Below are 26,137 nucleotides of genomic sequence, written 5' to 3' on the forward strand. Positions count from 1 at the left end.
CCGTCTCGCGGCTCGTGGTCCTCGTGGTCCTCGTGGTCGTCGTCGTCCTGCATCGGCTCCTCCGCCGGCCGGGCCGCGGCCGGCGGAGTCCCGTTCAGCCCCTGCGGTTGCGCATCCGCAGCCGCAGCGGCACCAGCGCCGACTCGATCTGCGTCCCGAGCGTCATCTTCGAGACGCCTTCGGTGCGCTCCTCGAAGCGGATCGGGATCTCCACGCCGTTGTGTCCCTTCCGCGTGGCCAGGAACTTCAGCTCCACCTGGAAGCTGTAGCCGGCGCTGTCCAGCGTCCTGAGGTCCACGTCACGCAGCGTGCTGGCCCGCCACAGGTTGAAGCCGGCGGTGATGTCGCGGATCCGGGTGTCGAGGACCGCGCGGGCGTAGCGGTTGGCGAAGCGCGAGAGCAGCTGCCGGTGCTTGCCCCACTCCTTGTCCAGCGAGCCGCCGTCGACGTACCGGCTGCCCACCACGAAGCCCGCGCCCGTGGCGAGCGCCGTGCCCAGCATCTGCGGGATGACGTCGGCGGGGTGGCTGCCGTCGGCGTCCATCTGGACCACGAACTCCGCGCCCTCGTCCAGGGCGGTCAGCATGCCGTCGGTGTACGCCCTGCCCAGGCCGTTCTTGGCCGTACGGTGCAGTACACTCATGCGCGGGCGAGCGCCGAACTCGTTGAATTTGGCGGCCAGTTCCTCGGCGAGCCGGCCGGTGCCGTCCGGGCTGGAGTCGTCCACGATCTTCAGATGCAGTCCGGGGACCGGCAGTCGCATCACGAGGTCGGTGATGTGCGGCAGGTTCGCCGCCTCGTTGTACGTCGGCATGACGACCGTGACCGGTACGTCCCCCCATGTGACGGGGAGGGAGTCCGGGAACGGGTGGTTCATGGCATCTCCTTGGTCGCCGCGCCGGCGGGAGCTGTGCCGGGTTGCTGGGCGCGCGGGTCTCGGGCGGACGGTCACGCGGCACACGTCGCCGCGCGCGTGGTGACCGTCCTGGCAGGTGTACGTGGGTCGGGAAGATCCGCGGGACCGCGGTCCTCCCCGGTGGGGTGCGCTGGCTACCGGATGCGTTCCAGTAGCAGGACGCGGACGTTGGGCAGGGAGTCGGTGTCCGCGACCTTGAACCGGCTCGACAGCAGGACCGCCGTCTTCTCCGGCATGTCGGCGAACGGTTTGCCGAGCTGGGACGTGGAGACCACCCACAGCCGGTCGGTCTTCGCGAGGCACTTGGCGGGCTCCGGGCATTCCAGGGCGCCGAAGTTGCCCATCTCCTGCGGGGTCCGCCACATCAGCACGTCCTTGGGCCGGCCGGAGGTCCCGGCGTCGCGGAACTCGTAGGCCATCGCGCGGCGCTCGGACTTCTGCCCGGAGAAGGCGATCCCGTCGCCCGGCCGGAGCCCGTGCGCGACGACCTTGGCCGCCGCCCGGTAGTCCGGCTCGGCGGGGTCGTTCTGCCGGGCGAGCGCCAGGCCGGGCTGTGCCTGCCAGGCGAACACGACCGCCGCGGCCGCCACCAGTGCCCCGGCGACGACGCGCCGGGCGGTGCCGGTGCGGGCCGCCGCGTTCAGCGGCCCGGACAGCCGGGTGACGGCTGCGCTCGCCAACAGCACCCAGGCGGGCACGGTGAAGAGCAGGTACCGCGGCAGGAACAGGTGCAGTTGCGCCGCGGTCAGGTAGGTGAGGACCGGGGGCAGCAGCACCCAGGGGGCCAGCAGCACCGCGTACCTGCGGGCGACGAGGAGGCCGGCCACGCCGAGCCCCATCACCGCCCCGCCGGTCACCCAGGAGCCGAACAGCTTCTCCGGATGGTTGACCAGGTCCTGGAAGGTGGGGTTGTTCCAGGCGATCTGCCCGCTCTGGCCGGAGCCCTGCGCCAGCATCGGGAGCACCACGGACAGACCCGTCAGCGCGGAGGCGGCGAACGCCCAGTGGGCGATGCGGTCGCCCTTGCGCTTCGCCGTGACCACCAGGCCCAGGTGTCCGGCGAGCACCGACAGGGACACCAGGTGGCTGAAACCGATCAGGGGGATCGTCACGGCGTACGCCGCCCAGCCCCTGAGGCTCGGCGTTTCCAGTACCCGCAGCAGGATCAGGGTGGACAGCAGGACGAACGCCACCGCGAAGGCGTAGGGCCGCGCCTCCTCGCCGTACTGGGTGACCGAGGGCACCGTGGCGAAGACCAGCCCGGCCAGCAGCCCGGTCGCCGGGGTGAACATCCGCCGGCCGACCAGCGCGAGCAGCCCGGCCGCGGCCGCCATGGCGAACGCCGCCGGGATGCGCAGGGCGGTGGGCGAGTCCCCCGCGACCAGGACCCACAGGTGCATCACGAAGTAGTACGGGGCGAAGACCACGTCGATGTTGCGGATCAGTGCGCCCAGGTCACCGAGGGAGAGCCCGGTCGCCCACCAGGTGGCGTGCTCGTCACGCCACAGCTGCCGGTCGCCGATGCCGTGCAGCGTGAGGGCGAGCGTGAGCCCTGCGGGCACCAGGAAGAGCAGCGCGGTGGTGGCCCGGCTGCCGCCGTCCTCCGGCCGGCCGTGCCGCCGCGGGGCCGGTTCCTCCCCGGCAGGCGCGGGCGCCGGCTCGTGGGCGGGTTCGGTGAGGGTCATCGTTTCACCCAGATCCGGTAGGTGGTCGAACCGTAGGCGTCGCTGGACGGCAGCACGGACACCAGCCGGTACGCGGGGTTGCCGTGCAGCGCGTCGGTGATGGCCTTGTCGTTGGCCGTGGTGGCGTCCCCGTCGAGCACGATCACGTCGAACCACCCCGCCCGTACGGCACTGCGGAAACCGTCTGCGCCGGTGTGGTGCTCGCCGCCCTTGTCGGTGAAGTCGATGCCGCGCGTGCCCTGCCACTGGTCCGGGCGGGTCACGTCCCGCAGGTAGTAGGCGGGGATGTCGGAGTGCTCCGCGAGGTAGCGCCCGTCCTTGCCGACGACCTTCCGCAGCGACTCCACCACCTGGCCGGAGGCCGCGGGGTGGTAGAGCGACTGGGTCTGGGCCATGCCCACGACCAGGACGCCCACCCAGACCATGATGCCGAGCTGCGGGTAGCGGAAGTGCGCCCCCACGAGCCGGGAGATGCCGAGTCCCGCCATGGGCGCGGCGAACAGCAGGCCGAACCCCACGTGCGTGAAGAGCGAGGCGTCGTCGTTCAGATAGGCCTGGCAGACGGGGGCCAGCAGGGCGGTGCCGCAGAGCACCAGGCCCAGCGCGGTACGCCGGACCGCCCCGGGGGTGTCGCCCGTCGCCCAGGGCATCTCCCCCATGCGCGACTTGCGTACGTAGTCGACGGCGCCGCCGACGGCGACCAGGAGGACCAGGCCGCCCCACTGCGCGCCGTGCCACAGCACGTCCAGCGCCGGGTCCGTGCCGTGCGCCCGTCCGGTGGTGGCGGAGGTGAAGCCGTGCAGCCCGCCGAAGAGGTAGGCGCCCGCGAGGACCAGCAGTGTCCCGGCGCCGAAGAACAGGCCGCGCAGGAACGCCCGCGCGCCCCGGTAGGGGTAGGCGGACAGCACGGCGAGGACCACCAGGCTCGGCAGGTACAGCGCGGCGACGTACTTCGTGACCGTGGCGAGGGCCGCCAGGGGGGCGGCGAGCAGCGCCAGGGCGGGGTGCGACCGGCCGGTCCGGACGAGGGCCCACGCGGCCCCGGCGATCAGGAAGAGCGCCATCGCGTCGAAGCCGGCGAGGTTCCCGAGCATCGCGGTGGACTCGACCACCGCGAACAGCGCGGCGGCCGACAGTCCGGCCCGCTCGCTGAACAGCCGGCTGGTCATCGCGTAGAGCAGCGCGGTGGCGCCCAGCATGAAGAACAGGCTGAGCAGGCGGGCGGCGAACAGGCCGCCCACCGAGTCCGCCGCCGCGGCCAGCACCGGGTAGACCGCCGGGTGGCCGGGGAGGTGGCCCGCGAGGCCGGCCGGCACGTCGGTGCCGTTGAGCAGGTGGTCGAGCCGGTAGTGGCCGACCGCCAGGTACCGCGCCTCGCTGTCGAAGGCGCGCCCGCTGATCCGGAACGACAGTCCCGCCTGGACCAGCAGGACGCACAGCACCACGCTCCGTCCGATCCAGGTGCTGCGCCGGGTGTCGACCGACCAGGCCGACACCGGCACCTCCGGAACGACGTAGCCGGGGTCGGCCGGCGCCTCGGGCACGGCCTGCCGCGGGTCCGCCGGGTGGGCGTCCGTCAGCGTGAAGGGCTGCGCCGCCGCGTACGCGTCGTGCTGTTCGTACGGCTCCGGCTGGTACTGCGGGTACGCTCCGTGCTCCTGCCACGTCACGTCGGCGTCGAGCCGGCCGGTGGGCCGCGACCACGGGTCGAACGCGTCGCCGTGGGTGGGGTTCTGCTCGGTCACTGCTCCGGCACCTCGAAACCGATCCGGTCGTCGGCGACCAGGCGCTTGAACTCCGCCAGGGCCAGCGGGCTCGCCTGGAGGCGCCAGTCGGCGCGCTTGGCGATGTTGAACCAGATGAAGCCGAGCATGTCGTCGTCGCCCTCGACGCCCTCGACGAGGTTGCGGACGTCCGACCGGCGGCGCTCGCCGGGCTCGGACGCCGTCTCGGAGAGGATGAAGGGCTTCTTCGTGAACGTGCGCACCTGGCTCGTCGTCGGGCCGTACAGGGTCTCGAAGGTCGACGCCCCCGTGGCCGTCCAGTACCCGACCACGCCGACCCAGTCGACGTAGGCGTCGCCGGGCCAGTACGGCTTCAGGGCGACGTCGGGGACCGGGTTGACGACGTTCGGGCTCCACACCCAGATGACGTTGGTGGCGCCCTCGTCCTGGAAGATGTCGTGGATGTGGCGCCATGCCTTCACGAACTGGGCCGGGGTCGTGTCCTTCGTGCCCCAGGGGTACCAGTGGCCGTTCATCTCGTGGCCGAAGCTGATGGCCACCGGTGCGTTGCCCTTGCGCACCTCGGAGGCGTAGCGCCGGATGTACTCGTCCTGCGATCCGTCGGCGATCTTCGCGATCGACGGTTTGAAGGGCTCCCAGGAGACGTAGAGCATCGCGCCCGAGTCCAGCACGCGGCGGGCTCCGTCGATGTTGAAGTCGTTGCCCCACGCGGAGTAGGAGGCGACGACGTTGGGCTGCTTGCCGACGAGGTCGGTGTACTTCGTCACCGGCGCCAGGGAGTCGGGGGCGCCGTCGAGCGCCACGCCGAAGAACTTCTTGTCGGGGTGCAGCAGGTCCGTGACGTCGTAGGCCGTCTCGGGCGCCTCGCTCGACGCGCCGGGGTCCGGCGCGGGACCGCCGCCGGGCCCGGAGCCGGTGGCGGTCGACGTGCAGCCGGCGACGCAGACGAGGAGGGCCGCGAGCGCCGCGCGGCGCAGGGACAGGGTGAACCGGCTCATGCGGAGATCTCGCTTCTCGGCTGGACCAGAACGCGTCCGACGACGAGCGCGTAGAAGAGTCCGGAGGACAGGACGAGGGCGTAGTCCGGCGGGTAGCCGTCCAGCATGCGCCAGACCGCGGCGCACACCCAGACCACGGCGGTGCCGGCGCTCCAGATGCGGATGCCGAGCCAGAACCGTCGGGTCTTGTTCTTCTTCGCCCCTGACGAACCGGTGGGCTGCCAGCCCATCCGCTGCTTGCGCAGGATGTCCCAGATCGCGAAGAAGTGCGCCCAGCCGTACATCAGCCGGGCCGACCACGCCTCCAGCCGGTACGGCGACTTGTGCCAGATCGGGAAGATGACGGTGGTGTAGACGATGCTCGGCAGCACCATCAGCAGGTGGTCCACGTCGAGCTTGTCCGGCAGGGTCAGCAGCAGCACGATCGGGATGACCGGCGCCGCGAAGGTGAACAGCGCGGTGTGGATGTAGTAGAAGAAGCCCGACAGGTAGCAGAGCCGGCTGGAGAACTTGATCCGGGCGTCCCAGAACTTCTTGCTTCCCAGCAGGCTCATCGAGCCGGAGCACCAGCGGTACTGCTGGTTGAAGAAGGCTCCCGCGTTGTCGGGGCACACCCCGGTGGAGAGCGCGACGGGGATGTAGCGCAGGTCCCAGCCCAGGCCGCGCAGGTCGAAGCCGGTGTGCACGTCCTCGGAGTGCTCGATGAGGGTCGTACCGCCGTTGGTGTCCAGGGCGGCCCGCCGGTAGACGGCGCAACTGCCGACGCAGATCGCGCCGTCGCTGCTCTGCCGGGACACCTGCACCGAGCGGTAGAAGAGTTCCTGCACGGCGCCCGCGCCGCGCTCGATCCAGTTCTGGGAGTCGAGCACGCGGAAGAACTGCGGCGACTGGACGATGCCTGTCCGCTCGTCCGCCTCCATGTACGGGAGCATTTCCTCGAGGAGGTCCGAGCGCGGGGTGAAGTCGGCGTCGAGGATCAGGATGTACTTGCCATCCGACTGCCCGAAACCGAAGTGGAGGTTGCCCGCTTTCTTGAACCAGCCGCGGTTCGGGCGGGTGCCGTAACGGAATCCGAAATCGGCGGCCATTGCCTCCAGTTCGGGGCTGGCGCCGTCGTCCAGTACGAACGGGACGCACACACCCGGGTAGCGGTCGGCCAGCGCCCGGACGTGCGTCCAGGTGTTGTGCAGGACCTCGATGGGTTCACCGCACACCGGCAGGAACACGTCGACGGAGGGGTAGACCCGGGGCCGCCATTCGCGCACCAGCTGCCGGTGGCGCTTGAGGTCGAAGCCCCGGGAGAACCCGTTCACCCGCAACGAGATCAGGTAGTAGACCACGGTGAACAGCAGCGGCGGCGCGTACAGCCACAGCAGCGGATTGGACTGGGCGAGCTTGTACTGGCTGTAGCCCAGGCAGCAGAAGCTGATCACGGAGCTGATGGTCAGCACCCACAGATTGCGCCTGGCGTACGCGTACTTCTCACGGTCCGAGGGCGGCTTGGGCAGCAAGCCGAGCTGCGGGGCGTGCTTCCGTGTCGCGTGACGGCGATTCACGGCAGGCTGCCGCCCCCGGCTTCCCCCCGCGTACGCAGGTTGAAGAGAACTCATTTCCACCCCCCGGGCCACCGGCCCGTATGCCCCCACCCTTTACCCGGCCTCCACATGTCGAACACATCGCCGAGCCCCGGCAGCATATATGCAACCTGCAGGCATGCCACATGAACAAGGAAGCCGTCATGTCCGATATGTGGACCTTGCAGGTAAGTAGAAAAAAGAACTTTCGGTTACCAATCAGCGACCATTCGGTGTGTCTCAAAACCACCGGCGCCACGCGCACCGCACCGCGGGGCGGAGCGGGCACGAACGACGAGGGGCCCGGACCGCCTGTGGCGGTCCGGGCCCCTGTGCCGCGCCGTGGCGGCGCGGCGGCGGTCAGCGGTGGTGCGTCGGCGACACCGTGACCTCGACCCGCTGGAACTCCTTCAGCTCGGAGTAGCCGGTCGTGGCCATCGCGCGGCGCAGCGCGCCGAAGAAGTTCATGGAGCCGTCGGGCGCGTGGGAGGGGCCGAGCAGGATCTGCTCGGTCGTGCCGGCGGTGCCCAGGTTCATGCGCTTGCCACGCGGCAGCTCCTCGTGGGTGGCCTCCATGCCCCAGTGGAAACCGCGGCCGGGCGCGTCGGTGGCCCGGGCCAGCGGGGAGCCCATCATCACCGAGTCGGCGCCGCACGCGATCGCCTTGGGCAGGTCGCCGCTGGAGCCGAAGCCGCCGTCGGCGATGACGTGCACGTAGCGGCCGCCGGACTCGTCCATGTAGTCGCGGCGGGCCGCGGCCACGTCGGCGACCGCGGTCGCCATCGGCACCTGGATGCCGAGGACGTTACGGGTGGTGTGGGCGGCGCCGCCGCCGAAGCCGACGAGGACGCCCGCGGCGCCGGTGCGCATCAGGTGCAGCGCGGCGGTGTAGGTGGCGCAGCCGCCGACGATGACCGGCACGTCGAGCTCGTAGATGAACTGCTTCAGGTTGAGCGGCTCGTGGGAGCCCGACACGTGCTCGGCGGAGACCGTCGTGCCGCGGATGACGAAGATGTCCACGCCCGCGTCGACCACGGCCTTGGAGAACTGCGCGGTGCGCTGCGGGGAGAGCGCGGCGGCCGTGACCACACCGGCGTCGCGCACCTCCTTGATGCGCTGCCCGATCAGCTCCTCCTTGATCGGCGCCGCGTAGAGCTCCTGCAGGCGCCGGGTGACGGAGGCGTCGTCCAGCTCCGCGATCTCGGCGAGCAGCGGCTCGGGGTCCTCGTAGCGGGTCCACAGGCCCTCGAGGTTGAGCACGCCGAGGCCGCCCAGGTTGCCGATGCGGATCGCGGTCTCCGGGGAGACCACGGAGTCCATCGGGGCCGCGAGGAAGGGCAGCTCGAAGCGGTAGGCGTCGATCTGCCAGGCGATCGAGACCTCCTTGGGGTCCCGCGTACGGCGGCTCGGGACGACGGCGATGTCGTCGAATGCGTATGCCCTGCGGCCGCGCTTGCCCCGCCCGATCTCGATCTCAGTCACTGTCGCTATGCCTTTCCTTCGTGGCCTGCCCGTCCAGTATCCCAGGCAGGGCAGCCGGAAGCCCGCGGCCGTGCGCGGCCGCGGGCTCCGGTTCGTCCGCTCGTACCGTCAGCGCGTGTGGTAGTTCGGCGCCTCGGTGGTCATCTGGATGTCGTGCGGGTGGCTCTCCTTGAGCCCGGCCGCGGTGATCCGCACGAAGCGGCCCTTCTCCTTGAGCTCGGGGATCGTCGCGGAGCCGACGTAGCCCATGGAGGAGCGCAGGCCGCCGATGAGCTGGTGGGCCACCGCGGAGAGCGGGCCGCGGTAGGGCACCTGGCCCTCGATGCCCTCGGGGACGAGCTTGTCCTCGGAGAGCACGTTGTCCTGGAAGTAGCGGTCCTTGGAGTAGGACTGGGCCTGCCCGCGCGACTGCATCGCGCCGAGCGAGCCCATGCCGCGGTACGACTTGAACTGCTTGCCGTTGATGAAGAGCAGCTCGCCCGGCGACTCCTCGCAGCCCGCGAGGAGGCTGCCCAGCATGACGGTGTCCGCGCCGGCCGCGATGGCCTTGGCGATGTCGCCGGAGTACTGCAGGCCGCCGTCGCCGATCAGCGGGACGCCGGCCGGGCCGGCCGCGAGGGAGGCCTCGTAGATCGCCGTCACCTGCGGGGCGCCGACGCCGGCGACCACGCGGGTGGTGCAGATGGAGCCGGGGCCGACACCGACCTTGATGCCGTCGGCGCCCGCGTCGATCAGCGCCTGGGCCCCGTCGCGGGTGGCGACGTTGCCGGCCACCACGTCGATCCTGATGTTGGCCTTGACCTTGGCGACCATGTCGAGGATGCCGCGGCTGTGGCCGTGCGCGCTGTCGATGACCAGGAAGTCGGCACCGGCCTCGACCAGCCGCTGGGCGCGCAGGAAGGACTCGTCGCCGACGCCCACCGCGGCGCCGACCAGCAGCCGGCCCTCGGCGTCCTTGGCGGCGTTGGGGTACTTCTCGGCCTTGACGAAGTCCTTGACCGTGATCAGGCCCTTGAGGCGGCCCTCGTCGTCGACGAGCGGCAGCTTCTCGATCTTGTGCTTGCGCAGCAGGTCCATCGCGTCGACGCCGGAGATGCCGACCTTGCCGGTGACCAGCGGCATCGGCGTCATGACCTCGCGGACCTGCCGGGAGCGGTCGCTCTCGAAGGCCATGTCGCGGTTGGTCACGATGCCCAGCAGCTTGCCGGAGGCGTCGGTGACGGGGACGCCGCTGATGCGGAACTTGCCGCACAGGGCGTCGGCCTCGGCGAGGGTGGCGTCGGGGTGCACCGTGATCGGGTCGGTCACCATGCCGGACTCGGACCGTTTCACCAGGTCGACCTGGTTGACCTGGTCCTCGATGGACAGGTTGCGGTGGAGGACGCCCACACCGCCCTGGCGGGCCATCGCGATGGCCATCCGCGCCTCGGTGACCTTGTCCATCGCCGCCGACAGCAGCGGGATGTTCACGCTGACGTTCCGGGAGACCTTCGAGCGGGTGTCGACCTGGTTCGGCACGACGTCCGACGCGCCTGGGAGCAGCAGCACGTCGTCGTAGGTGAGTCCGAGCAACCCGAACTTCTCGGCTACTCCGTCGGCGTTCAACGTCATGACACCTTCCCCATGGTCTTGCCCGGCGAGATGTTCAATGCTAATGGCTCCCGCGGGAAACCTGTTCCGCCCCTGGTGCGGGGGCCGGGACGGCGTGCGTCAGGCGCTCAACCCGGGGGCGCCGGCGGCGGCTTCCTCCGCCAGCGCGCGCAGCCGGGACAGCGCCCGGTGCTGGGCGACCCGGACGGCGCCCGGCGACATGCCGAGCACCTGACCGGTCTCCTCCGCGGTGAGGCCCACGGCGACGCGGAGCAGCACCAGCTCCCGCTGGTGCTCCGGGAGGTTGGCGAGCAGCTTCCTCGCCCACTCCGCGTCGCTGCTGAGCAGCGCCCGCTCCTCGGGCCCGAGCGAGGCGTCCGGCTGCTCGGGCATCTCGTCGGAGGGCACGGCCGTCGAGCCCGGACCGCGCATGGCGGCCCGCTGCAGGTCGGCGACCTTGTGCGCGGCGATGCCGAAGACGAACGCCTCGAAGGGCCGGCCCTGGTCCCGGTAGCGGGGCAGTGCGCACAGCACCGCGAGGCATACCTCCTGGGCGAGGTCGTCCACGAAGTGGCGTGCGTCGCCCGGCAGCCGCGACAGCCTGGTACGGCAGTAGCGCACGGCGAGCGGGTGCACGTGGGCGAGCAGATCGTGCGTCGCCTGCTCGTCGCCGTCCACGGCCCGACGTACGAGTGCCCCTATGGCTGTCTCATTGCCGGTGGCCTCGTCGCGCATCCGTCCATAGTGCATCGCCGAGGGCCGCTCCGTGGGCTCGGACCCGTGGTTGTGCTCCGAAGCGTTATGCGGCGCGCCGTGCGGGGCGCTTCGAGGGACCGCACCGGCCGTAGTCATGTCGTGCACCCGCCGCCCCGCCCGACCGTGTCCCCGAGAGTCCATACCTCAAGCATGCGCCCTCGGCGCGGAAACCGGTACGAGCGGGGCAGCCGCACAGCCGCCCCACAGCTCATCGGCCCCTCCAGCCCTTGAAGCCGCTGCCTCAGCGCACCAGGCCCCAGCGGAAGCCGAGCGCCACCGCGTGGGCCCGGTCCGAGGCGCCGAGCTTCTTGAAGAGGCGTCGCGCGTGCGTCTTGACGGTGTCCTCGGAGAGGAAGAGCTCGCGGCCGATCTCGGCGTTGGAGCGGCCGTGGCTCATGCCCTCCAGCACCTGGATCTCGCGGGCGGTCAGGGTCGGGGCGGCGCCCATCTCGGCCGAGCGCAGCCGGCGCGGGGCGAGCCGCCAGGTCGGGTCGGCCAGCGCCTGGGTGACCGTGGCCCGCAACTCGGCGCGCGAGGCGTCCTTGTGCAGGTATCCACGGGCACCGGCGGCGACCGCGAGGGCCACCCCGTCCAGGTCCTCGGCGACCGTGAGCATGATGATGCGGGCGCCGGGGTCGGCGGACAGCAGCCGCCGTACGGTCTCGACGCCGCCGAGGCCGGGCATCCGGACGTCCATGAGGATGAGGTCCGAGCGGTCGGCGCCCCAGCGGCGGAGGACTTCCTCGCCGTTGGCCGCGGTCGTCACGCGCTCCACGCCGGGCACGGTCGCGACCGCGCGGCGCAGGGCCTCTCGGGCAAGCGGGGAGTCGTCGCAGACGAGAACGGAAGTCATGACCGTCCTCCGCAGCTGATCCGCGTCACGTTGAGCCTCCAGGCTGTACGAATCGTTCACCGGTGGGGATGACGGCCTCGGGCGCCTGCCCGATTAGTTCGACCGCCAACCACTTCCGCACCTTCAACGACCCTCACTCGAAAGAGTTACGGAGTTTGGCGGGCGACTCCCGCACTCTCCGTGCGCGGACCGACACGGATCAGCAACATCCCAGGTCGCGACCGTTCGCCGGGCCTCAAAAAGCGGCACGACGGGCGCCCGCTTGCAGCACACATCAGCCGCCGACCGGGGGGCAATGTCAGATTTTGCCTGTTTGGAGGCTTTTTACCCGCATGGCGGGAGTTCGTTGGCGATTTTGTGATGAATCATATTTACATCTACTTCGACAGTAGATGTAACGTCGACAGCACCCTCCCAGAGCTTCGTGCCTGGACGGTGTCCCTGCAGCCCACCTCTCGAGGAGATGAGCAATGGCAGACTTCTCCCGCCTCCCGGGCCCCAACGCCGACCTCTGGGACTGGCAGCTGGTCGCCGCCTGCCGCGGCGTCGACAGCTCCCTGTTCTTCCACCCCGAGGGAGAGCGCGGTGCCGCCCGGAGCGCGCGTGAGGCGGCGGCGAAGGAGGTGTGCATGCGCTGCCCCGTACGCGCCGAGTGCGCGACGCACGCTCTGACGGTCCGCGAGCCCTACGGGGTCTGGGGCGGGCTCACCGAGGACGAGCGCGAGGAGATGATGGGCCGGTCCCGCAACCGGGTCATGAGCTCGCACGCCACCGGCAGTCACTGACCCACCGGACGTCAGCCGACGAGGAAACGTTTCATCACAAGCGACGGCGCGCCCGCGGTGCCGCCGGCTCAGGCCGTCCCGGGGTCGCGCAGGGCCGCCAGCCGCAGCCGCCCCAGCATCATGTCAGCGTCAGCGCCGCCACGTCCCGGCGTACCGCCGGCCGCAGCTCGCGCACGGCCACTCCGCGCAGCCGGACGGCCTCCAGCGCCAGGCCGGGCTGCGCCGAGACGCCCATGCCCGACGCCACCAGGCCGACGGCCGCCGGGTAGTCGTCGGTCGCGAAGTCGATGCGGGGCTCGAAGCCCTCCCGCCCGCACAGCTCGACCAGGTGCCGGCGGCAGTAGGGGCAGCCCGCGATCCACGGCTCGTCCGCGAGGTCGGACAACCGCACCGGGCCCCCGCCGCGGGCCAGCGCGTGCCCGGCCGGCAGCACCGCGAAGAGCCGGTCGGCCAGCAACCGGCGCACCAGCAGCCCCTCCCAGGCGGCCGCGTCCTCAGCGCCCCGGTCGTCCTCGTAGCGGTAGACCAGCGCCAGTTCGCACTCCCCGGCGCGCAGCATCTCCACCGCGCGGGGCGGCTGCGCCTCGGCCAGCGTGATCCGTACGTCCGGGTGCGCGGCGCGCATCGCGGCCAGCGCGGTCGGCACCAGGGAAGGTCCGGCGCTCGGGAACGACACCAGCCGCACCCGGCCGGCGCGCAGTCCCCCGATGGCCGCGACCTCCTCCTCCGCGGCGGCGAGCCCGGCGAGGATGCCGCTCGCGTGCCGGGCCAGCGCCTCGCCCGCGTCGGTCAGCCGGGTCGTCCGCCCGCCGCGGACCAGCAGCGGGGTGCCCGCGGCGAGTTCCAGCGCCTTCATCTGCTGGCTGACCGCCGGCTGCGTGCAGCCCAGTTCGCGCGCGGCGCCCGACAGCGAGCCGGTACGGGCCACGGCGCGCAGCACACGGAGGTGACGGGCCTCGAACACGCTCCGAGCATAAGTGTTCCTTGGGGATCGCGTTCGGTGATCGATGATGGACTTTGGGCAGTTCGGGGCGCAGGCTGAGGAACCATGGACATCGCCGGGGAATTCGCGCTGGACGCCGGTACCACCTACCTCAACACCGCCTCGTCGGGCGTCGGCCCGCTCCGCTCCGCCGAGGCGCTGCGCACCGCCGTGGGCACCTGGTCCGACGGCACCGACGACTGGGTACGCCACGAGCGCGCCCTGTCGGCCGCCCGCGCCGCCTACGCCCGCCTCACCGGGGTCGGCGCCGACCGCGTCGCCGTCGGCTCCTCCGTCACCACGCACGTCGGCATGATCGCCGCGGCGCTCCCCGCCGGGGCCGAAGTCGTGCTGGCCGACGGCGACTTCAGCTCGCTGGTCAACCCCTTCGCCTCCCGCGCCGACGTCACGGTGCGCACCGTGCCCCTGGAGGGCGTCGCCGACGCCGTACGCCCCGGCACCGGCCTCGTCGCCGTCAGCGCGGTGCAGTCCGCGGACGGCCGGGTCGCCGACCTGGCGGCGGTCCGCGAGGCCGCGTCCCGGCACGGGGCGCGCGTGCTCGTCGACGCCACCCAGGCGGTCGGCTGGCTGCCGCTGCGCGCGGACGGCCTCGACTACGTGGTGTGCGGGGGCTACAAGTGGCTGCTCGCCCCGCGCGGGGTGTCCTTCCTGACCGTGCGGGAGGGGGCCGAGGACGGGCTGTCGGCGCAGTTCGCCGGCTGGTACGCGGCCGAGGACCCCTGGGGCGACTGCTACGGGCCGGTCGCGCACCTCGCGCGTTCCGCCCGGCGCTTCGACGTGCTGCCGCCGCTGCTGCCGTACGTGGCGGCGGCGGCCTCCCTGGGACTGATCGAGGAACTGGGCGTCGAGGCCGTCGGCGCGCACGACGTCGCGCTGGCCGAGCGCTTCCGGGCGGGACTGCTGCGGCTGGGCCACAAGGCGGTGCCGTCCGGCGCAGGCGCCTCGGCGATCGTGGCCGTGCCCGGTCTGGGCGACGCGGCGGAGCGGCTGGCCGCGGCCGGCATCCGGGTCTCGGCCCGGGCCGGGAACCTGCGGGCGGCCTTCCACCTGTACAACACCAAGGCCGACGTGGACCGGCTGCTGCGGGTGCTCGCGGGCTGAGCACCCGCCCGGCCGCCGGAAAACAGCCGCCGGAAAACACCTCGCCGGGCGCCGGCCGGCGCCGTACGGTCGCGGGATGAAGCTGCTCTCGGTGAACGTGGGCCGGCCCCGACCGAACCCGTGGAAGACGACCGGGACGACCGGCATCGACAAGCACCCGGTCCCGGGCCCGGTGGCGGTGACCGCACCGGGCCCCAAGGGCACCGGCGCGGTCGGCCTCGCCGGCGACCGGGCCTACGACGTGGCGCACCACGGCGGCGCCGACCAGGCGGTCTACGCCTACGCCCGCGAGGACCTGGACACCTGGGAGCGCCGGCTCGACCTGCCGCTGCGCAACGGCATGTTCGGGGAGAACCTGACGACCTCGGGTCTGGACGTCAACGAGGCACTGATCGGCGAGCGCTGGCGGATCGGCGGGCCGGACGGCGCCGTGCTGGAGGTGTCCTGCCCCCGGATCCCCTGCGCCACCTTCCAGGGCTGGCTGGAACAGGGCGGCTGGATCAAGACGTTCACGCGGGCCGCGCTGCCCGGCGCCTACCTGCGGGTCGCCGAGGCCGGTGAGGTCCGCCCCGGCGACCCGGTCGAGGTCGTCCACCGCCCGGACCACGGGGTCACCGTCGCGCTGACCTTCCGCGCGGTCACCCTGGAGCCCGTGCTGCTCCCCCGGCTGCTGGCGGCGGACGCGCTCCCGGCGGACCTGCGCGCCGCGGCCCGCCGGCGGACGGGGGCTCACTAGCCTGCGGGGCATGACGACTTCACTGATCACGGGAGCCACCGCGGGAATCGGCGCGGCCTTCGCACGCCGGCTGGCGAAGGACGGTCACGCCCTGGTCCTGGTCGCCCGCGACGGGCAGCGGCTGGAGGAGAACGCCGGGGAACTGCGGCGCACGTACGGCGTGGCCGTGGAGGTGCTGCCCGCCGACCTGTCGCAGGACAGCGGCATCGAGGCGGTCGAGGCACGGCTGCGGGACCGCGAACGGCCGGTCGACGTGCTGGTCAACAACGCCGGCTTCGGCAACCGGGGCCGCTTCGGCGACGTGCCGGTGGCCGAGGAGCTGACCATGCTCAAGGTGCACTGCGAGGCGGTCCTGCGGCTGACCGGCGCCGCGGCCGGGGCCATGGGCGAGCGCGGGCGCGGCTTCGTGGTCAACGTGGCCTCGGTGGCGGCCTTCGCGCCGCGCGGCACGTACGGGGCGAGCAAGGCGTGGGTCGTCAGCTTCACCCAGGGCGTGGCCCGGGAGCTCGCGGGCACCGGGGTGCGGCTGATGGCGCTGTGCCCGGGCTTCGTCCGCACCGAGTTCCACGAGCGGGCCGGGATCGACACCGGCGGCATCCCGTCCTGGGCCTGGCTGGACGCCGACAAGGTGGTCGCCGCCGGCCTGCGGGACCTGGCCCGCGGCCGGTCCGTCAGCGTGCCCGACGCCCGCTACAAGGTCGCGGTGGCCGCGGCCAGGGTGGCGCCGTACGGGACGCTCGGCCGCCTCTCGTCGAAGGCGGGGCGGAGCTTCGGGCCGGCCTCCCCCCGCGACTGAGGCCCGCCCTCAGGCAGCCCGAAGGCCCCCGTTCCCGGGTGGGAACGGGGGCCTTCGCGGTCCAGCTCAGTGGGAGTGGCCGTGGCCGTGACCGTGACCGGCCTCGGCGGGCTCCTCCTCCTTCTTCTCCACCACGAGGGTCTCGGTGGTGAGGAGCAGGGAGGCGATGGAGGCGGCGTTCTCCAGGGCGGAGCGGGTGACCTTGACCGGGTCGATGACGCCGGACTTCACCAGGTCGCCGTACTCGCCGGTCGCGGCGTTGAAGCCGTGGCCCTTCTCCAGCTCGGCGACCTTGGAGGTGATGACGTAGCCCTCCAGGCCGGCGTTCTCGGCGATCCAGCGCAGCGGCTCGACCGCGGCGCGGCGGACGACCGCCACACCGGTGGCCTCGTCGCCGGTCTTGCCGAGGCCGTCCTCGAGCACCTTGACCGCGTGGACGAGCGCGGAGCCACCACCGGAGACGATGCCCTCCTCGACCGCGGCGCGGGTCGCGGAGATGGCGTCCTCCAGACGGTGCTTCTTCTCCTTGAGCTCGACCTCGGTGGCCGCGCCGACGCGGATGACGCACACGCCGCCGGCCAGCTTGGCGAGGCGCTCCTGGAGCTTCTCGCGGTCCCAGTCGGAGTCGGTCGAGGCGATCTCGGCCTTGATCTGGTTGACGCGGCCGCTGATCTCCGCGGACTCGCCGCCACCGTCGACGATGGTGGTGTCGTCCTTGGTGACGGTCACGCGGCGGGCGCTGCCGAGCACGTCCAGACCGACCTGGTCGAGCTTGAGGCCGACCTCCTCGGCGACGACGGTGCCACCGGTGAGGGTGGCGATGTCGCCGAGCATGGCCTTGCGGCGGTCGCCGAAGCCGGGGGCCTTCACCGCGACGGCGTTGAAGGTGCCGCGGATCTTGTTGACCACCAGGGTGGACAGGGCCTCGCCCTCGACGTCCTCGGCGATGATCAGCAGCGGCTTGGAGGCGCCGGCCTGCAGGATCTTCTCCAGCAGCGGGAGCAGGTCCTGGATGGAGGCGATCTTGCCCTGGGTGATGAGGATGTACGGGTCCTCCAGGACGGCCTCCTGGCGCTCCTGGTCCGTCACGAAGTACGGCGACAGGTAGCCCTTGTCGAAGGCCATGCCCTCGGTGAAGTCCAGCTCCAGGCCGAAGGTGTTGGACTCCTCGACGGTGATGACACCGTCCTTGCCGACCTTGTCGATCGCCTCGGCGATCAGCTCGCCGACCTGCTTGTCCTGGGCGGACAGCGCGGCGACGGCGGCGATGTCGTCCTTGCCCTCGATCGGGCGGGCGGTGGCGAGCAGCTCGTCCGAGACGGCCTTGACGGCCGCGTCGATGCCCTTCTTCAGGGCGGCGGGGGAGGCGCCGGCGGCCACGTTGCGCAGACCCTCGCGGACCAGCGCCTGGGCGAGCACCGTGGCGGTGGTGGTGCCGTCACCCGCGATGTCGTTGGTCTTGGTCGCCACCTCCTTCACGAGCTGCGCGCCGAGGTTCTCGTACGCGTCCTCGATCTCGACCTCACGCGCGATGGTGACACCGTCGTTGGTGATGGTCGGGGCGCCGAACTTCTTGTCGATGACGACGTTGCGGCCCTTGGGGCCGATCGTCACCTTCACGGTGTCGGCGAGCTTGTTCACGCCGCGCTCAAGGGCGCGACGCGCGTCCTCGTCGAACTTCAGGATCTTGGCCATACCGGCGGAATTCCTCGTCTTTGGGTTCTCGTCGAAGACCGCGCCCCGGGTCCCCGGTCCGTGAGGACTCGGTGTGCCCGGGGCGTGGTCACGGCATTACTCGCTTGCGCGCGGCGCCGGTCCTACTTCTCGACGATCGCGAGGACGTCGCGAGCCGAGAGGACGAGGTACTCCTCGCCGCTGTACTTGACCTCGGTGCCGCCGTACTTGCTGTACAGCACGATGTCGCCGACCTTGACGTCGAGCGGGATGCGGTTGCCGTCCTCGAAGCGACCCGGGCCCACGGCCAGGACGACGCCCTCCTGGGGCTTCTCCTTGGCGGTGTCCGGGATGACCAGGCCGGAGGCGGTGGTCTGCTCGGCATCCAGCGGCTGGACCACGATGCGGTCCTCGAGCGGCTTGATGGCAACCTTGGTGCTGGCGGTCGTCACGATCCGACCTCCCCCTTCAAAGGGCTCACGGGAGTGTCTGTCTGGGGTGGCGACCTGGTAGGCCCGTCGTCGCGGGTGCCGGACCTGCCCGTCGCGTTTGTGCTGGCACTCGGCAAGGCTGAGTGCCAGGTCCGAGATTATGACGCGCTTAGCACTCGGTCAAGCGGAGTGCCAACGCCGCGCCGTACGAGCCGCTCTCCCCCTGGTGGAACGGCGTGCCCGGCCCCACGATTCCGGTCCGCGGTTCCGGGCCCGGCGCGCCGCCGAGCCTCGGACGGCGCCCGGGGGTGAGGCCGGCCGTACGGAACGGCCGCGGAACCGGTCACGGGCGCCGCGACAGCGGGAGTTGGAACCCGCTTCCGCCGATTGCCCGGGACCGTCCGGCGCGTGCTCACCCCGCCGGGCGAGGATGACGACACCTGTGCGACCGCCGCCGGCCCGGGCCGCGGTGCGGGTCCGTCACGGCCCCCGGACGGCCCCCGGACGACGCCCGCGGCGCCGCGGGACAATGGACGGCGTGGATCTTGACGCGTTCTCGGCCCTCCTGACCGACGAGGGCCAGTTGCTGCTGGCCTCCCTGCGGGACTACGACCCCGCCGCCGAACTGGCGACCGCGACACGGCTGCGGCGGGAGCACGACGCCGGCCTGGTGGCGGCCGCGCTGACGCAGGCACGGCTGCGGCAGCGGGCGGCGGCGAAGTTCGGCGAGGACGCGTACCGGATGTACTTCACGCCCGAGGGGGTCGAGCAGTCGACGCGGGCCTCCGTCGCCCGGCACCGGGCCGAGCGGTTCGCCGCGCTCGGGGTGCGGCGACTGGCCGACCTGTGCTGCGGCATCGGCGGCGACGCCGTCCCGCTCGCCCGCGCCGGCGTGCAGGTGCTGGCGGTCGACCGCTCCCCGCTGACCTGCGCGGTGGCACGGGCGAACGCGGAGGCGCTGGGGCTGTCCGGCCTGATCGAGGTGCGCTGCGCCGACGTGACGGAGACCGCCGTGGACGGCTGTGACGCGGTCTTCGCCGACCCGGCCCGGCGCGGCGGTCGGGGCAGGATCTTCGACCCCGAGGCGTACTCCCCGCCGCTGTCGTGGGCGGTCGCGGCGGCCCGGAAGGCCCCGCTGGCCGCCCTGAAGGTGGCGCCGGGGATCCCGCACGAGGCCGTGCCGGAGGACGCCGAGGCGGAGTGGGTCTCCGACCACGGCGACGTGAAGGAGGCGGTGCTGTGGTTCGGCACGGCCCCGGGGGCCCGCCGGGCGACCCTCCTGCCGTCGGGCGCCTCGCTGCCCGCCGCCGGCCTGCCCGACCCGCGGGTGCGCCCCGTGGGGCGCTGGCTGTACGAGCCGGACGGCGCGGTCATCCGGGCCCACATGGTGGCCGACGTGGCGGCGCAGGTCGGCGGCGGTCTGATCGACGCGACCATCGCGTACGTCACCTCGGACGAGCCGCACACCACGCCCTGGGCGACCGCCTACGAGATCACCGACGTGCTGCCCTTCAACCTCAAGCGGCTCAAGGCGCTGCTGCGCGAGCGCGAGGTGGGCGTGCTGACCGTCAAGAAGCGCGGCTCGGCCGTCGAACCGGAGGAGGTGCGCCGCCGGGTCAAGCCCCAGGGCCCGAACGCGGCGACGGTCTTCCTGACCCGTGTCGCGGGCGCCCCGAGCATGCTGCTGGGCACCCCGGCCCGGACCGGCGGCTGACGCCGGTCACGGCCGCCCGAGGAGGCTCATCGCGACGCCCGGCACCTCGGTGAGGGCCCCGGCGAGGGCGGTGGGCCCCGCGTCGCCCAGGGCGGGCCCGGTGTACCCCCACAGCGCGCCGATCGAGGGGACCCCCGCGGCCGCCGCGGCGGCCACGTCGGTGGGGCTGTCGCCCACGAAGCAGGCGCGCTCCGGCGACACCCCGAGGCGGTCCAGCGCGAGCAGGATGCCCTCCCCGGAGGGCTTGGGCGCCGCGTCGCCCCACCCGACCACCACACCGAAGTGCGCGGACAACTCCGCGGGGACGAGGCGTGCCACCCGGCTCGCCGGCTGCATGGTCACCACCCCCGTCGCCGCGCCGGAGGCCGCGAGGTCGCGCAGCACGCCGGCGGCGCCGGGGAACGGGGACGCGCCCCATGTGGCGAGGGTGAGCGCGTCCTCCCAGGCCGCCCCGAACACGGTCTCCTCGTCGGTCACGCCGAGCCGCGCCAGCAGTTCGTGGTGGGGAAGGTGGTCGAGCCCGGCCGGCAGGCGGCTGTCGTCGACGGGCTCGCCGAGGGCCGCGCGGGCGACGTCGAGGATCGCCCTGCGCATCGCCCGCCGGCTGTCGAGGAGGACGCCGTCGAGGTCGAAGAGGACGGCACAGCCGGGGTCGGTCATCGGGTCTTCTCGCCACCTGGGGGAACGCCTCCCGGACACCGGTCGTCCGGCAGGACGCCTGCTCGGGGGCACCACGGCACAAGCCCGGTCGCGTTCGGCGCCGGAGACATCCTACGACCGGCGTCCCGCGGCCAGGACCTACGCCCCCTCCCCCACCGACTCGAAGCGCCACCGGTGGACGGCCCGCCGGGCCAGCCCCCCGTCCGGCTCGGGCAGTTCGGGCAGCTCCGCGTCGTACGGGGCGTCCCACCAGGTGATGACCAGCACCCGGTCCTGGGGGGCGGAGAAGGTCTCCCGCCGCAGCGGGGCCGGCGACAGCCGGCGGGCACGGGCCCACGCCAGCAGCTCCGGCCCGCGCCCCTCGACGGCACGGGCCTCCCACATCAGGGCAACGGTCACGAGTAGAGGTTGTCCTTCGCGAGCTCGTGGACGTGGTCGTGGTCGTGGGCGTGCTCGTGGGTGTGACCGGGCACGGACACGTCCGTGACCTGCAGCGAGGAGTCCGCCGGCAGGTCCCAGGTGGACGAAGGCCTGCCGCGGGCCACCATCTCCGCGCCGAGGGCCGCGACCATGGCCCCGTTGTCGGTGCACAGCTTGGGCCGCGGCACTCGCAGGACGATCCCCGCGTCCTCGCAGCGCTCCTGCGCCAGGGAGCGCAGCCGGCTGTTGGCGGCGACGCCGCCGCCGATCATCAGGTGGTCGACGCCGTTGTCCTTGCAGGCCCGGATCGCCTTGCGGGTGAGGACGTCGACGACGGCCTCCTGGAAGGACGCGGAGACGTCCGCGACCGGCACGTCCACGCCCTCCCGGCGCTTGGACTCGATCCAGCGCGCCACGGCCGTCTTCAGGCCGGAGAAGGAGAAGTCGTAGAGCGGGTCGCGGGAGCCGGTCAGGCCGCGGGGGAAGCGGATCGCGTCCCGGTCGCCCTCACGGGCCACGCGGTCGATGGCGGGGCCGCCGGGGAAGCCGAGGCCCAGCACGCGGGCGACCTTGTCGAAGGCCTCGCCCGCCGCGTCGTCGATGGTGGAGCCCAGCGGGCGGACGTCACCGGTGATGTCGGGGGCCAGCAGCAGCGAGGAGTGGCCGCCGGACACCAGCAGCGCCATCGTCGGCTCGGGCAGCGGCCCGTGCTCCAGCTGGTCCACGCAGATGTGCGAGGCGAGGTGGTTGACCCCGTACAGCGGCTTGCCGAGCGCGTAGGCGTACGCCTTGGCCGCGGACACGCCGACCAGCAGGGCGCCGGCGAGCCCGGGGCCCGCGGTGACGGCGATCCCGTCGAGGTCGGAGGCGGCGACGCCGGCCTCCTTCAGGGCACGCTGGATCGTGGGGACCATCGCCTCCAGGTGCGCGCGGCTGGCGACCTCGGGGACGACGCCGCCGAAGCGGGCGTGCTCGTCGACGCTGGACGCGATCGCGTCGGCGAGCAGGGTGTGCCCGCGCACGATGCCGACACCGGTCTCGTCGCAGGACGTCTCGATGCCGAGGACAAGGGGTTCGTCAGCCATGGGTGGTCTCTGTTCCTTGTAGTCCCGGTACGTCAGGGGAGGCCGGCAGCTCGCCGAGCCTCATCACGAGGGCGTCGACGTTGCCCGGCTGGTAGTAGCCGCGCCTGAAGCCGATCGGCTCGAAGCCGAAGCGCGCGTAGAGCCGCTGGGCGCGGTCGTTGTCGACGCGTACCTCCAGCAGCACCTCGTGGCACTCGAAGGCGGTGGCCTGCCGCAGCAGTTCGCCGAGCAGCCGTGCGCCGAGGCCGGTGCCCCAGTGGTCGGCGGCGACGGCGATGGTCTGCACGTCCCCGGTGCCGGCGACGGCGGCCAGGCCCGCGTAGCCGGCGATCCGTCCGGCCCCGTCCTCGGCCACGACGTAGTGCCGGGTCGCCGAGGGGTGCCGCGCGTCGGCCAGTTCGGACCAGAACATGCCGCGCGACCACGCGTCGTCCGGGAAGAGCCGGCGTTCGAGCTCCATCACCGGGTCCAGGTCCCACCAGCGCATCTCGCGCATCACGGCGGTCACTTCGGCAGGACCGCCTTGTAGCCGGCCGGCACCTGGGCGTCCGGGCGGCGCAGGTAGAGCGGCAGCGCGGGGAGGAAGTCCTCGCCGTCCGCCAGCTTCACGGCGGCCAGCGCGGCCAGCGCGGCGGCGGACTGGTCGGCGGGCGGGCGGACGTCGGTGAAGACCCCGGGGTAGAGGGCGGCGCCCGCGCCGACCGCGGGCACCCCGGCGACCTCGGCCGCGATGTCCCCGGGACGGTCCACGGCCGGGTCGGTCACCCGGGCCCGCGGGCCCTCGTACCGGGCCCAGTAGACCTCCTTGCGGCGGGCGTCCGTCGCCACGACGAACGGGCCCTCGATCCCGGCGGCGTACGCCAGCCCGTCGAGGGTGCAGATCCCGTGCACGGGGACGCCGAGGACGTCGGCGAAGGAGACCGCGGTCACGAGTCCGACGCGCAGCCCCGTGTAGGGGCCGGGGCCGACCCCGACCACGATCCCGGTCACGTCGCCGAGGCCCGTCCCGGCCTCCCGCAGCACACGGTCCACGGCGGGCATCAGCAGTTCCCCGTGCCGTCGCGCGTCGATCTCCGTCGACTCTGCGAGCACGCGCCGGCCGTCGTGCAGGGCGACCGTCACGGCGGGGGTTGCGGTATCGAAGGCAAGCAGCAGCACGCGTTCAGCCTACGGCGTTCACCGGGGTGGCCCTGCCAGGACGGGGGCTCCGCGGGCCCCCGGGACGGCGCTCCCTTCGCCGTGCGGCACGGCTGCTAACGTCAACCCAGCGTGACGCCCACCTCCGGAGGAAAGCCGTGGCAAGGATCGGTTCAGGGACGATCGTGACCGGACTGACCGCAGCCGCCCTGGCCGCCGTCGGCGTGCTCGCCGTCCAGGCCTCCAGCTCCGCCGACGAGATGCCCAAGGGCGTCCGTCCCGTGGACGCCGCGGACCCCGGCACCACCGCCGTGGCCTCCGCCTCGCCCTCACCGGAGCGACGGGACGAGCTCCCCGCCGGCTCCGGCAGCGGCACCCGCGTCGTCTACTCGCTCCGCTCGGACCGCGTGTGGCTGGTCGGCGAGGACGGGAAGGCGCGCACCACCTACACGGTCGTCCCCGGCACGGTCGACCCCGCCCCCGGCACCTACGCCGTGGCCTCCCGCAGCGCCACGGGCGTCGGCGGCGACGGTGTGGCCGTGGAGAACGTGGTGCGGTTCACGACCGTGGACAGCGTGGTGATCGGCTTCAGCGCGGCGAAGGACGGCTCCCTGCCGGACGCCCCGCCCCCGGGCCAGCACACGGGCGGCATCCGCGAGAAGCGGAAGGACGGGGCCGCGCTCTGGAAGTTCGCGACCATCGGCAGCAAGATCGTCGTCGTCCGCTGATTTCCCCCGGACGAGTGACGCCTGCGGGGCCCTCACGGCACACGCGCGACGCGGCACCGGCGCCCTCGCCCTCCGCGCGACGCGCGGCGGTCCGGTCCCGGGGCGCCCCGGTGGCGGCTGACGGGGACTACGCCGCGTCCGCCTCGGGCCGCGTCGTGGGCTCGTCCTGCGCCGCGTCCGGTTCCGGCTCCTCGTGCTCCCCCGGCGGGGTGCACACCGCGTTCGCCGCCGCGGAGGCCGCGAGCAGCGCCTGCATCGAGTAACCCTGCTCCGGCTCCGGGGCCGTGTGGGCCGACATGGATGCCTCCTGGGTCCGACGGGGTCGGGTTAGGCAGCCTAACCAGCTCCTTGTCTCCAGCAGAACACGGAGGACGTGCCGTACGCAACATCTTCCCGACACCTTGTCGGAACGGTTACGCGCTCAGACGCCGAGCCCCGCCAGGTCCTCGCCGGCCCAGCGCGCGCCGACCCCGGTGACGACGACCTCGCGCACGTCGTGGTCCTCCTGCCCGTCCGCGGCGACCTCGCCCACCGCGCGGTGGATCACCAGCTGCAGCCGGTCGTCCGAGAGCTCCTCGACCCTGCCCTCGCCCCACTCGACCACGACCACCGACTCCGGCAGCGAGACGTCGAGGTCCAGGTCCTCCATCTCGTCCAGACCGCCGGTCAGCCGGTACGCGTCCACGTGCACCAGGGCCGGGCCGCCGCCCAGCGAGGGGTGCACCCGCGCGATCACGAAGGTCGGCGACGTCACCGCGCCCCGGACGCCCAGACCCTCGCCGAGGCCGCGGGTCAGCGTGGTCTTCCCGGCGCCCAGGTCACCGCTGAGGACGACGAGGTCGCCGGCGCGCAGCAGCGGCGCGAGACGGCGCCCCAGCTCGCGCATCTGGTCGGGGGTCTTGACCGTGACCCGGATCGCTTCCATGCCGATGGCTTCCATGCCCATGTGCCCGAATGCTACGCGCCGCCGGAGACCACCCGGTCCGCCCTGTCCGGACCGGCGGGCGCCGGCACGGCCAGTGCGCGCAGCGCCTGCGGGACCGGGGCGCGCGAGGCGTCGGCCGCCTCGGCGAGCAGCGCGGCCAGGTGCGTGCTGACCAGCTCGGGGTGCTCCAGCATCACCAGGTGCCCGGCCCCGGGCACCACCACCAGCTCGGTGTCCGGCAGGCGCTCGGCGATGGCCCGGCTGTGCTCACTGGGCGTCAGCAGGTCCTTGTCCCCGGCCAGTACGAGCCCGGGCAGACCGTCCAGCACGTCCAGCGCCTCGCTCTTCTCGTGCTCGGTGAAGGCCGGGTAGAACTCGGCGACGACGTCGATCGGGGTCGACTCGATCATCCGCTCGGCGAAGCGCGCGACGCCCGGGTCCACCTCCGAGCCGAAGGAGTAGCGCTTGATGATCCCGGCGAAGAGGTCCGCCGTCGCCCGGCGTCCCCGCTCCACCAGGTCGACCTGGGTGCCCAGCAGCCGCAGGACACCCGGCGCCAGCACCCGCAGCGCCCGCGCGCCCGCCGCCGGCAGACCGAGCGTCACGCTGGCCAGCTTGCCGGAGGACGTGCCGACGAAGGCGAAGCCGGCCACCCGCTCGGCCACCACCTCGGGGAACTGGTCGGCGAAGGCCATGACCGTCATGCCCCCCATGGAGTGCCCGACGAGGACCAGCGGGCCCTCCGGCGCGGCGGCGTCGACGACCGCCTTCAGGTCGCGGCCGAGCTGGTCGATCGTGGCGGCCCCGCCGTCCGCCTGCTCCTTGCCCCGGCCGGAGCGGCCGTGGCTGCGCTGGTCCCAGTAGACGGCGCGTATCGACCCGCGCAGCGCGGCGCGCTGGAAGTGCCAGGAGTCCTGGTTGAGGCAGTAGCCGTGGCTGAACACCACGGTCAGCGGCGGCGCCTGGCCGGCCCGGCGGAAGAACTGCCGGCGCCGACGCGGCGCGGCCGCGTCGAGCGCCGCCGGGTCCGCCTCCTCGACCTCGTAGTAGAGCTCGGTGCCGTCCTCGGCGACGGCGCGGCCCGGCATCCCGCGCAACGAGCCGTAGGGGCCGGTCAGATCCAGGGCGAGCCTGGCGCGCTTGCGCATGCCCCGCCCCACCGTGGCCCGTTCCAGCGCCACGCCCGCGGCGGCGCCCGCCGCCACGACGCCGATGGCCGCACCGACGATCCCCGCGCGCTGCCAGCGACCGGAAGCGGCGGCCGCTCCGGCCACCGCCTCCATCGCCCCCGTTGCCCTACCGCTCTCGGTCATGGTCGTACCGCTGCTTCCCCTCGGCTACGC

At 72.9% G+C, this 26,137-nt stretch carries 26 protein-coding genes; 6 read left to right on the top strand and 20 right to left on the bottom strand.

Features of this window, described 5'->3' with window-relative positions:
• Positions 1–94: 94 nt before the first annotated feature.
• The 9 genes from ACFZAU_RS07625 to ACFZAU_RS07665 form a co-directional block, all read right to left on the bottom strand.
• Complete coding sequence (locus tag ACFZAU_RS07625; protein ID WP_500551463.1) at positions 95–877, bottom strand: polyprenol monophosphomannose synthase; 783 nt, start codon at positions 875–877, stop codon at positions 95–97.
• Between the two features lie 173 nt (positions 878–1,050).
• Positions 1,051–2,601, bottom strand: a complete 1,551-nt coding sequence (locus tag ACFZAU_RS07630) for a glycosyltransferase family 39 protein (RefSeq protein ID WP_500551464.1) — start codon at positions 2,599–2,601, stop codon at positions 1,051–1,053.
• The gene (locus tag ACFZAU_RS07635) at positions 2,598–4,346 is read right to left on the bottom strand and encodes an ArnT family glycosyltransferase (protein WP_500551465.1); all 1,749 of its coding nucleotides are present in this window, start codon (positions 4,344–4,346) and stop codon (positions 2,598–2,600) included. The genes ACFZAU_RS07630 and ACFZAU_RS07635 overlap by 4 nt, the downstream gene beginning before the upstream one ends.
• Positions 4,343–5,344 (bottom strand): glycoside hydrolase family 26 protein, encoded by a 1,002-nt coding sequence (locus tag ACFZAU_RS07640; RefSeq protein WP_500551466.1) that lies wholly within the window; start codon positions 5,342–5,344, stop codon positions 4,343–4,345. The genes ACFZAU_RS07635 and ACFZAU_RS07640 overlap by 4 nt, the downstream gene beginning before the upstream one ends.
• On the bottom strand, positions 5,341–6,954 hold the full coding sequence (locus ACFZAU_RS07645) for a glycosyltransferase family 2 protein (protein WP_500551467.1): 1,614 nt from the start codon (positions 6,952–6,954) through the stop codon (positions 5,341–5,343). The genes ACFZAU_RS07640 and ACFZAU_RS07645 overlap by 4 nt, the downstream gene beginning before the upstream one ends.
• A 324-nt stretch (positions 6,955–7,278) precedes the next feature.
• A complete protein-coding gene (locus ACFZAU_RS07650; RefSeq protein WP_326572831.1) occupies positions 7,279–8,400 on the bottom strand; it encodes a GuaB3 family IMP dehydrogenase-related protein in 1,122 nt (373 codons plus the stop codon).
• Between the two features lie 108 nt (positions 8,401–8,508).
• The gene (gene guaB, locus ACFZAU_RS07655) at positions 8,509–10,011 is read right to left on the bottom strand and encodes an IMP dehydrogenase (protein ID WP_500466002.1); all 1,503 of its coding nucleotides are present in this window, start codon (positions 10,009–10,011) and stop codon (positions 8,509–8,511) included.
• A gap of 99 nt (positions 10,012–10,110) precedes the next feature.
• Positions 10,111–10,725, bottom strand: coding sequence for a sigma-70 family RNA polymerase sigma factor (locus ACFZAU_RS07660; RefSeq protein ID WP_499606489.1), 615 nt, complete (start codon positions 10,723–10,725; stop codon positions 10,111–10,113).
• Between the two features lie 262 nt (positions 10,726–10,987).
• Entirely contained in the window at positions 10,988–11,599 is a 612-nt protein-coding gene (locus tag ACFZAU_RS07665) for a response regulator transcription factor (protein ID WP_003948568.1), read from the bottom strand.
• A gap of 470 nt (positions 11,600–12,069) precedes the next feature.
• On the opposite strand from ACFZAU_RS07665, the gene ACFZAU_RS07670 reads away from it, so the two are divergent.
• Complete coding sequence (locus tag ACFZAU_RS07670) at positions 12,070–12,384, top strand: WhiB family transcriptional regulator (protein ID WP_319138961.1); 315 nt, start codon at positions 12,070–12,072, stop codon at positions 12,382–12,384.
• Between the two features lie 118 nt (positions 12,385–12,502).
• On the opposite strand, the gene ACFZAU_RS07675 is transcribed toward ACFZAU_RS07670, so the two are convergent.
• Entirely contained in the window at positions 12,503–13,348 is an 846-nt protein-coding gene (locus tag ACFZAU_RS07675; protein WP_500551468.1) for a LysR family transcriptional regulator, read from the bottom strand.
• A gap of 84 nt (positions 13,349–13,432) precedes the next feature.
• On the opposite strand from ACFZAU_RS07675, the gene ACFZAU_RS07680 reads away from it, so the two are divergent.
• The 3 genes from ACFZAU_RS07680 to ACFZAU_RS07690 all read left to right on the top strand — a co-directional run bounded on the left by ACFZAU_RS07680 (position 13,433) and on the right by ACFZAU_RS07690 (position 16,020).
• Positions 13,433–14,488, top strand: a complete 1,056-nt coding sequence (locus tag ACFZAU_RS07680) for an aminotransferase class V-fold PLP-dependent enzyme (protein ID WP_500551469.1) — start codon at positions 13,433–13,435, stop codon at positions 14,486–14,488.
• Positions 14,489–14,564: 76 nt separating this feature from the next.
• Positions 14,565–15,224, top strand: a complete 660-nt coding sequence (locus tag ACFZAU_RS07685) for an MOSC domain-containing protein (protein ID WP_500551470.1) — start codon at positions 14,565–14,567, stop codon at positions 15,222–15,224.
• Between the two features lie 10 nt (positions 15,225–15,234).
• The gene (locus ACFZAU_RS07690; RefSeq protein WP_500465997.1) at positions 15,235–16,020 is read left to right on the top strand and encodes an SDR family NAD(P)-dependent oxidoreductase; all 786 of its coding nucleotides are present in this window, start codon (positions 15,235–15,237) and stop codon (positions 16,018–16,020) included.
• Between the two features lie 66 nt (positions 16,021–16,086).
• Here the strand turns inward: ACFZAU_RS07690 and groL are convergent, their stop codons facing one another.
• Positions 16,087–17,715 (bottom strand): chaperonin GroEL, encoded by a 1,629-nt coding sequence (gene groL / locus ACFZAU_RS07695; RefSeq protein WP_499606485.1) that lies wholly within the window; start codon positions 17,713–17,715, stop codon positions 16,087–16,089.
• A gap of 122 nt (positions 17,716–17,837) precedes the next feature.
• Positions 17,838–18,146, bottom strand: coding sequence for a co-chaperone GroES (gene groES / locus ACFZAU_RS07700; protein ID WP_018562788.1), 309 nt, complete (start codon positions 18,144–18,146; stop codon positions 17,838–17,840).
• 508 nt (positions 18,147–18,654) lie between these two features.
• On the opposite strand from groES, the gene ACFZAU_RS07705 reads away from it, so the two are divergent.
• A complete protein-coding gene (locus ACFZAU_RS07705; RefSeq protein ID WP_500551471.1) occupies positions 18,655–19,839 on the top strand; it encodes a class I SAM-dependent methyltransferase in 1,185 nt (394 codons plus the stop codon).
• A 6-nt stretch (positions 19,840–19,845) separates the two neighbouring features.
• Here the strand turns inward: ACFZAU_RS07705 and ACFZAU_RS07710 are convergent, their stop codons facing one another.
• From ACFZAU_RS07710 to tsaB, 5 genes are all read right to left on the bottom strand, one after another.
• Positions 19,846–20,499, bottom strand: a complete 654-nt coding sequence (locus ACFZAU_RS07710) for an HAD family hydrolase (RefSeq protein ID WP_500551472.1) — start codon at positions 20,497–20,499, stop codon at positions 19,846–19,848.
• 138 nt (positions 20,500–20,637) lie between these two features.
• Positions 20,638–20,898 carry a hypothetical protein gene (locus tag ACFZAU_RS07715; RefSeq protein ID WP_500551473.1) on the bottom strand — a complete coding sequence of 87 codons (261 nt, stop codon included), beginning with the start codon at positions 20,896–20,898 and terminating at the stop codon, positions 20,638–20,640.
• On the bottom strand, positions 20,895–22,004 hold the full coding sequence (tsaD, locus tag ACFZAU_RS07720; protein ID WP_500551474.1) for a tRNA (adenosine(37)-N6)-threonylcarbamoyltransferase complex transferase subunit TsaD: 1,110 nt from the start codon (positions 22,002–22,004) through the stop codon (positions 20,895–20,897). The genes ACFZAU_RS07715 and tsaD overlap by 4 nt, the downstream gene beginning before the upstream one ends.
• On the bottom strand, positions 21,997–22,500 hold the full coding sequence (rimI, locus tag ACFZAU_RS07725) for a ribosomal protein S18-alanine N-acetyltransferase (protein WP_500466009.1): 504 nt from the start codon (positions 22,498–22,500) through the stop codon (positions 21,997–21,999). The genes tsaD and rimI overlap by 8 nt, the downstream gene beginning before the upstream one ends.
• A gap of 8 nt (positions 22,501–22,508) precedes the next feature.
• A complete protein-coding gene (tsaB, locus tag ACFZAU_RS07730; RefSeq protein ID WP_500551475.1) occupies positions 22,509–23,162 on the bottom strand; it encodes a tRNA (adenosine(37)-N6)-threonylcarbamoyltransferase complex dimerization subunit type 1 TsaB in 654 nt (217 codons plus the stop codon).
• A 164-nt stretch (positions 23,163–23,326) separates the two neighbouring features.
• Here tsaB and ACFZAU_RS07735 point away from each other — a divergent pair, with 164 nt between their 5' ends.
• Positions 23,327–23,869 carry a hypothetical protein gene (locus ACFZAU_RS07735; RefSeq protein ID WP_500551476.1) on the top strand — a complete coding sequence of 181 codons (543 nt, stop codon included), beginning with the start codon at positions 23,327–23,329 and terminating at the stop codon, positions 23,867–23,869.
• Positions 23,870–23,996: 127 nt separating this feature from the next.
• On the opposite strand, the gene ACFZAU_RS07740 is transcribed toward ACFZAU_RS07735, so the two are convergent.
• The 3 genes from ACFZAU_RS07740 to ACFZAU_RS07750 all read right to left on the bottom strand — a co-directional run bounded on the left by ACFZAU_RS07740 (position 23,997) and on the right by ACFZAU_RS07750 (position 26,107).
• Positions 23,997–24,167 (bottom strand): hypothetical protein, encoded by a 171-nt coding sequence (locus ACFZAU_RS07740; RefSeq protein WP_500465992.1) that lies wholly within the window; start codon positions 24,165–24,167, stop codon positions 23,997–23,999.
• A gap of 123 nt (positions 24,168–24,290) precedes the next feature.
• On the bottom strand, positions 24,291–24,815 hold the full coding sequence (tsaE, locus tag ACFZAU_RS07745; RefSeq protein WP_499606477.1) for a tRNA (adenosine(37)-N6)-threonylcarbamoyltransferase complex ATPase subunit type 1 TsaE: 525 nt from the start codon (positions 24,813–24,815) through the stop codon (positions 24,291–24,293).
• A gap of 11 nt (positions 24,816–24,826) precedes the next feature.
• On the bottom strand, positions 24,827–26,107 hold the full coding sequence (locus ACFZAU_RS07750) for an alpha/beta fold hydrolase (RefSeq protein WP_500551477.1): 1,281 nt from the start codon (positions 26,105–26,107) through the stop codon (positions 24,827–24,829).
• Between the last annotated feature and the right edge of the window lie 30 nt (positions 26,108–26,137).

This window comes from Streptomyces sp. NPDC008238 (assembly GCF_042956445.1).
Taxonomy (GTDB): Bacteria; Actinomycetota; Actinomycetes; order Streptomycetales; family Streptomycetaceae; genus Actinacidiphila.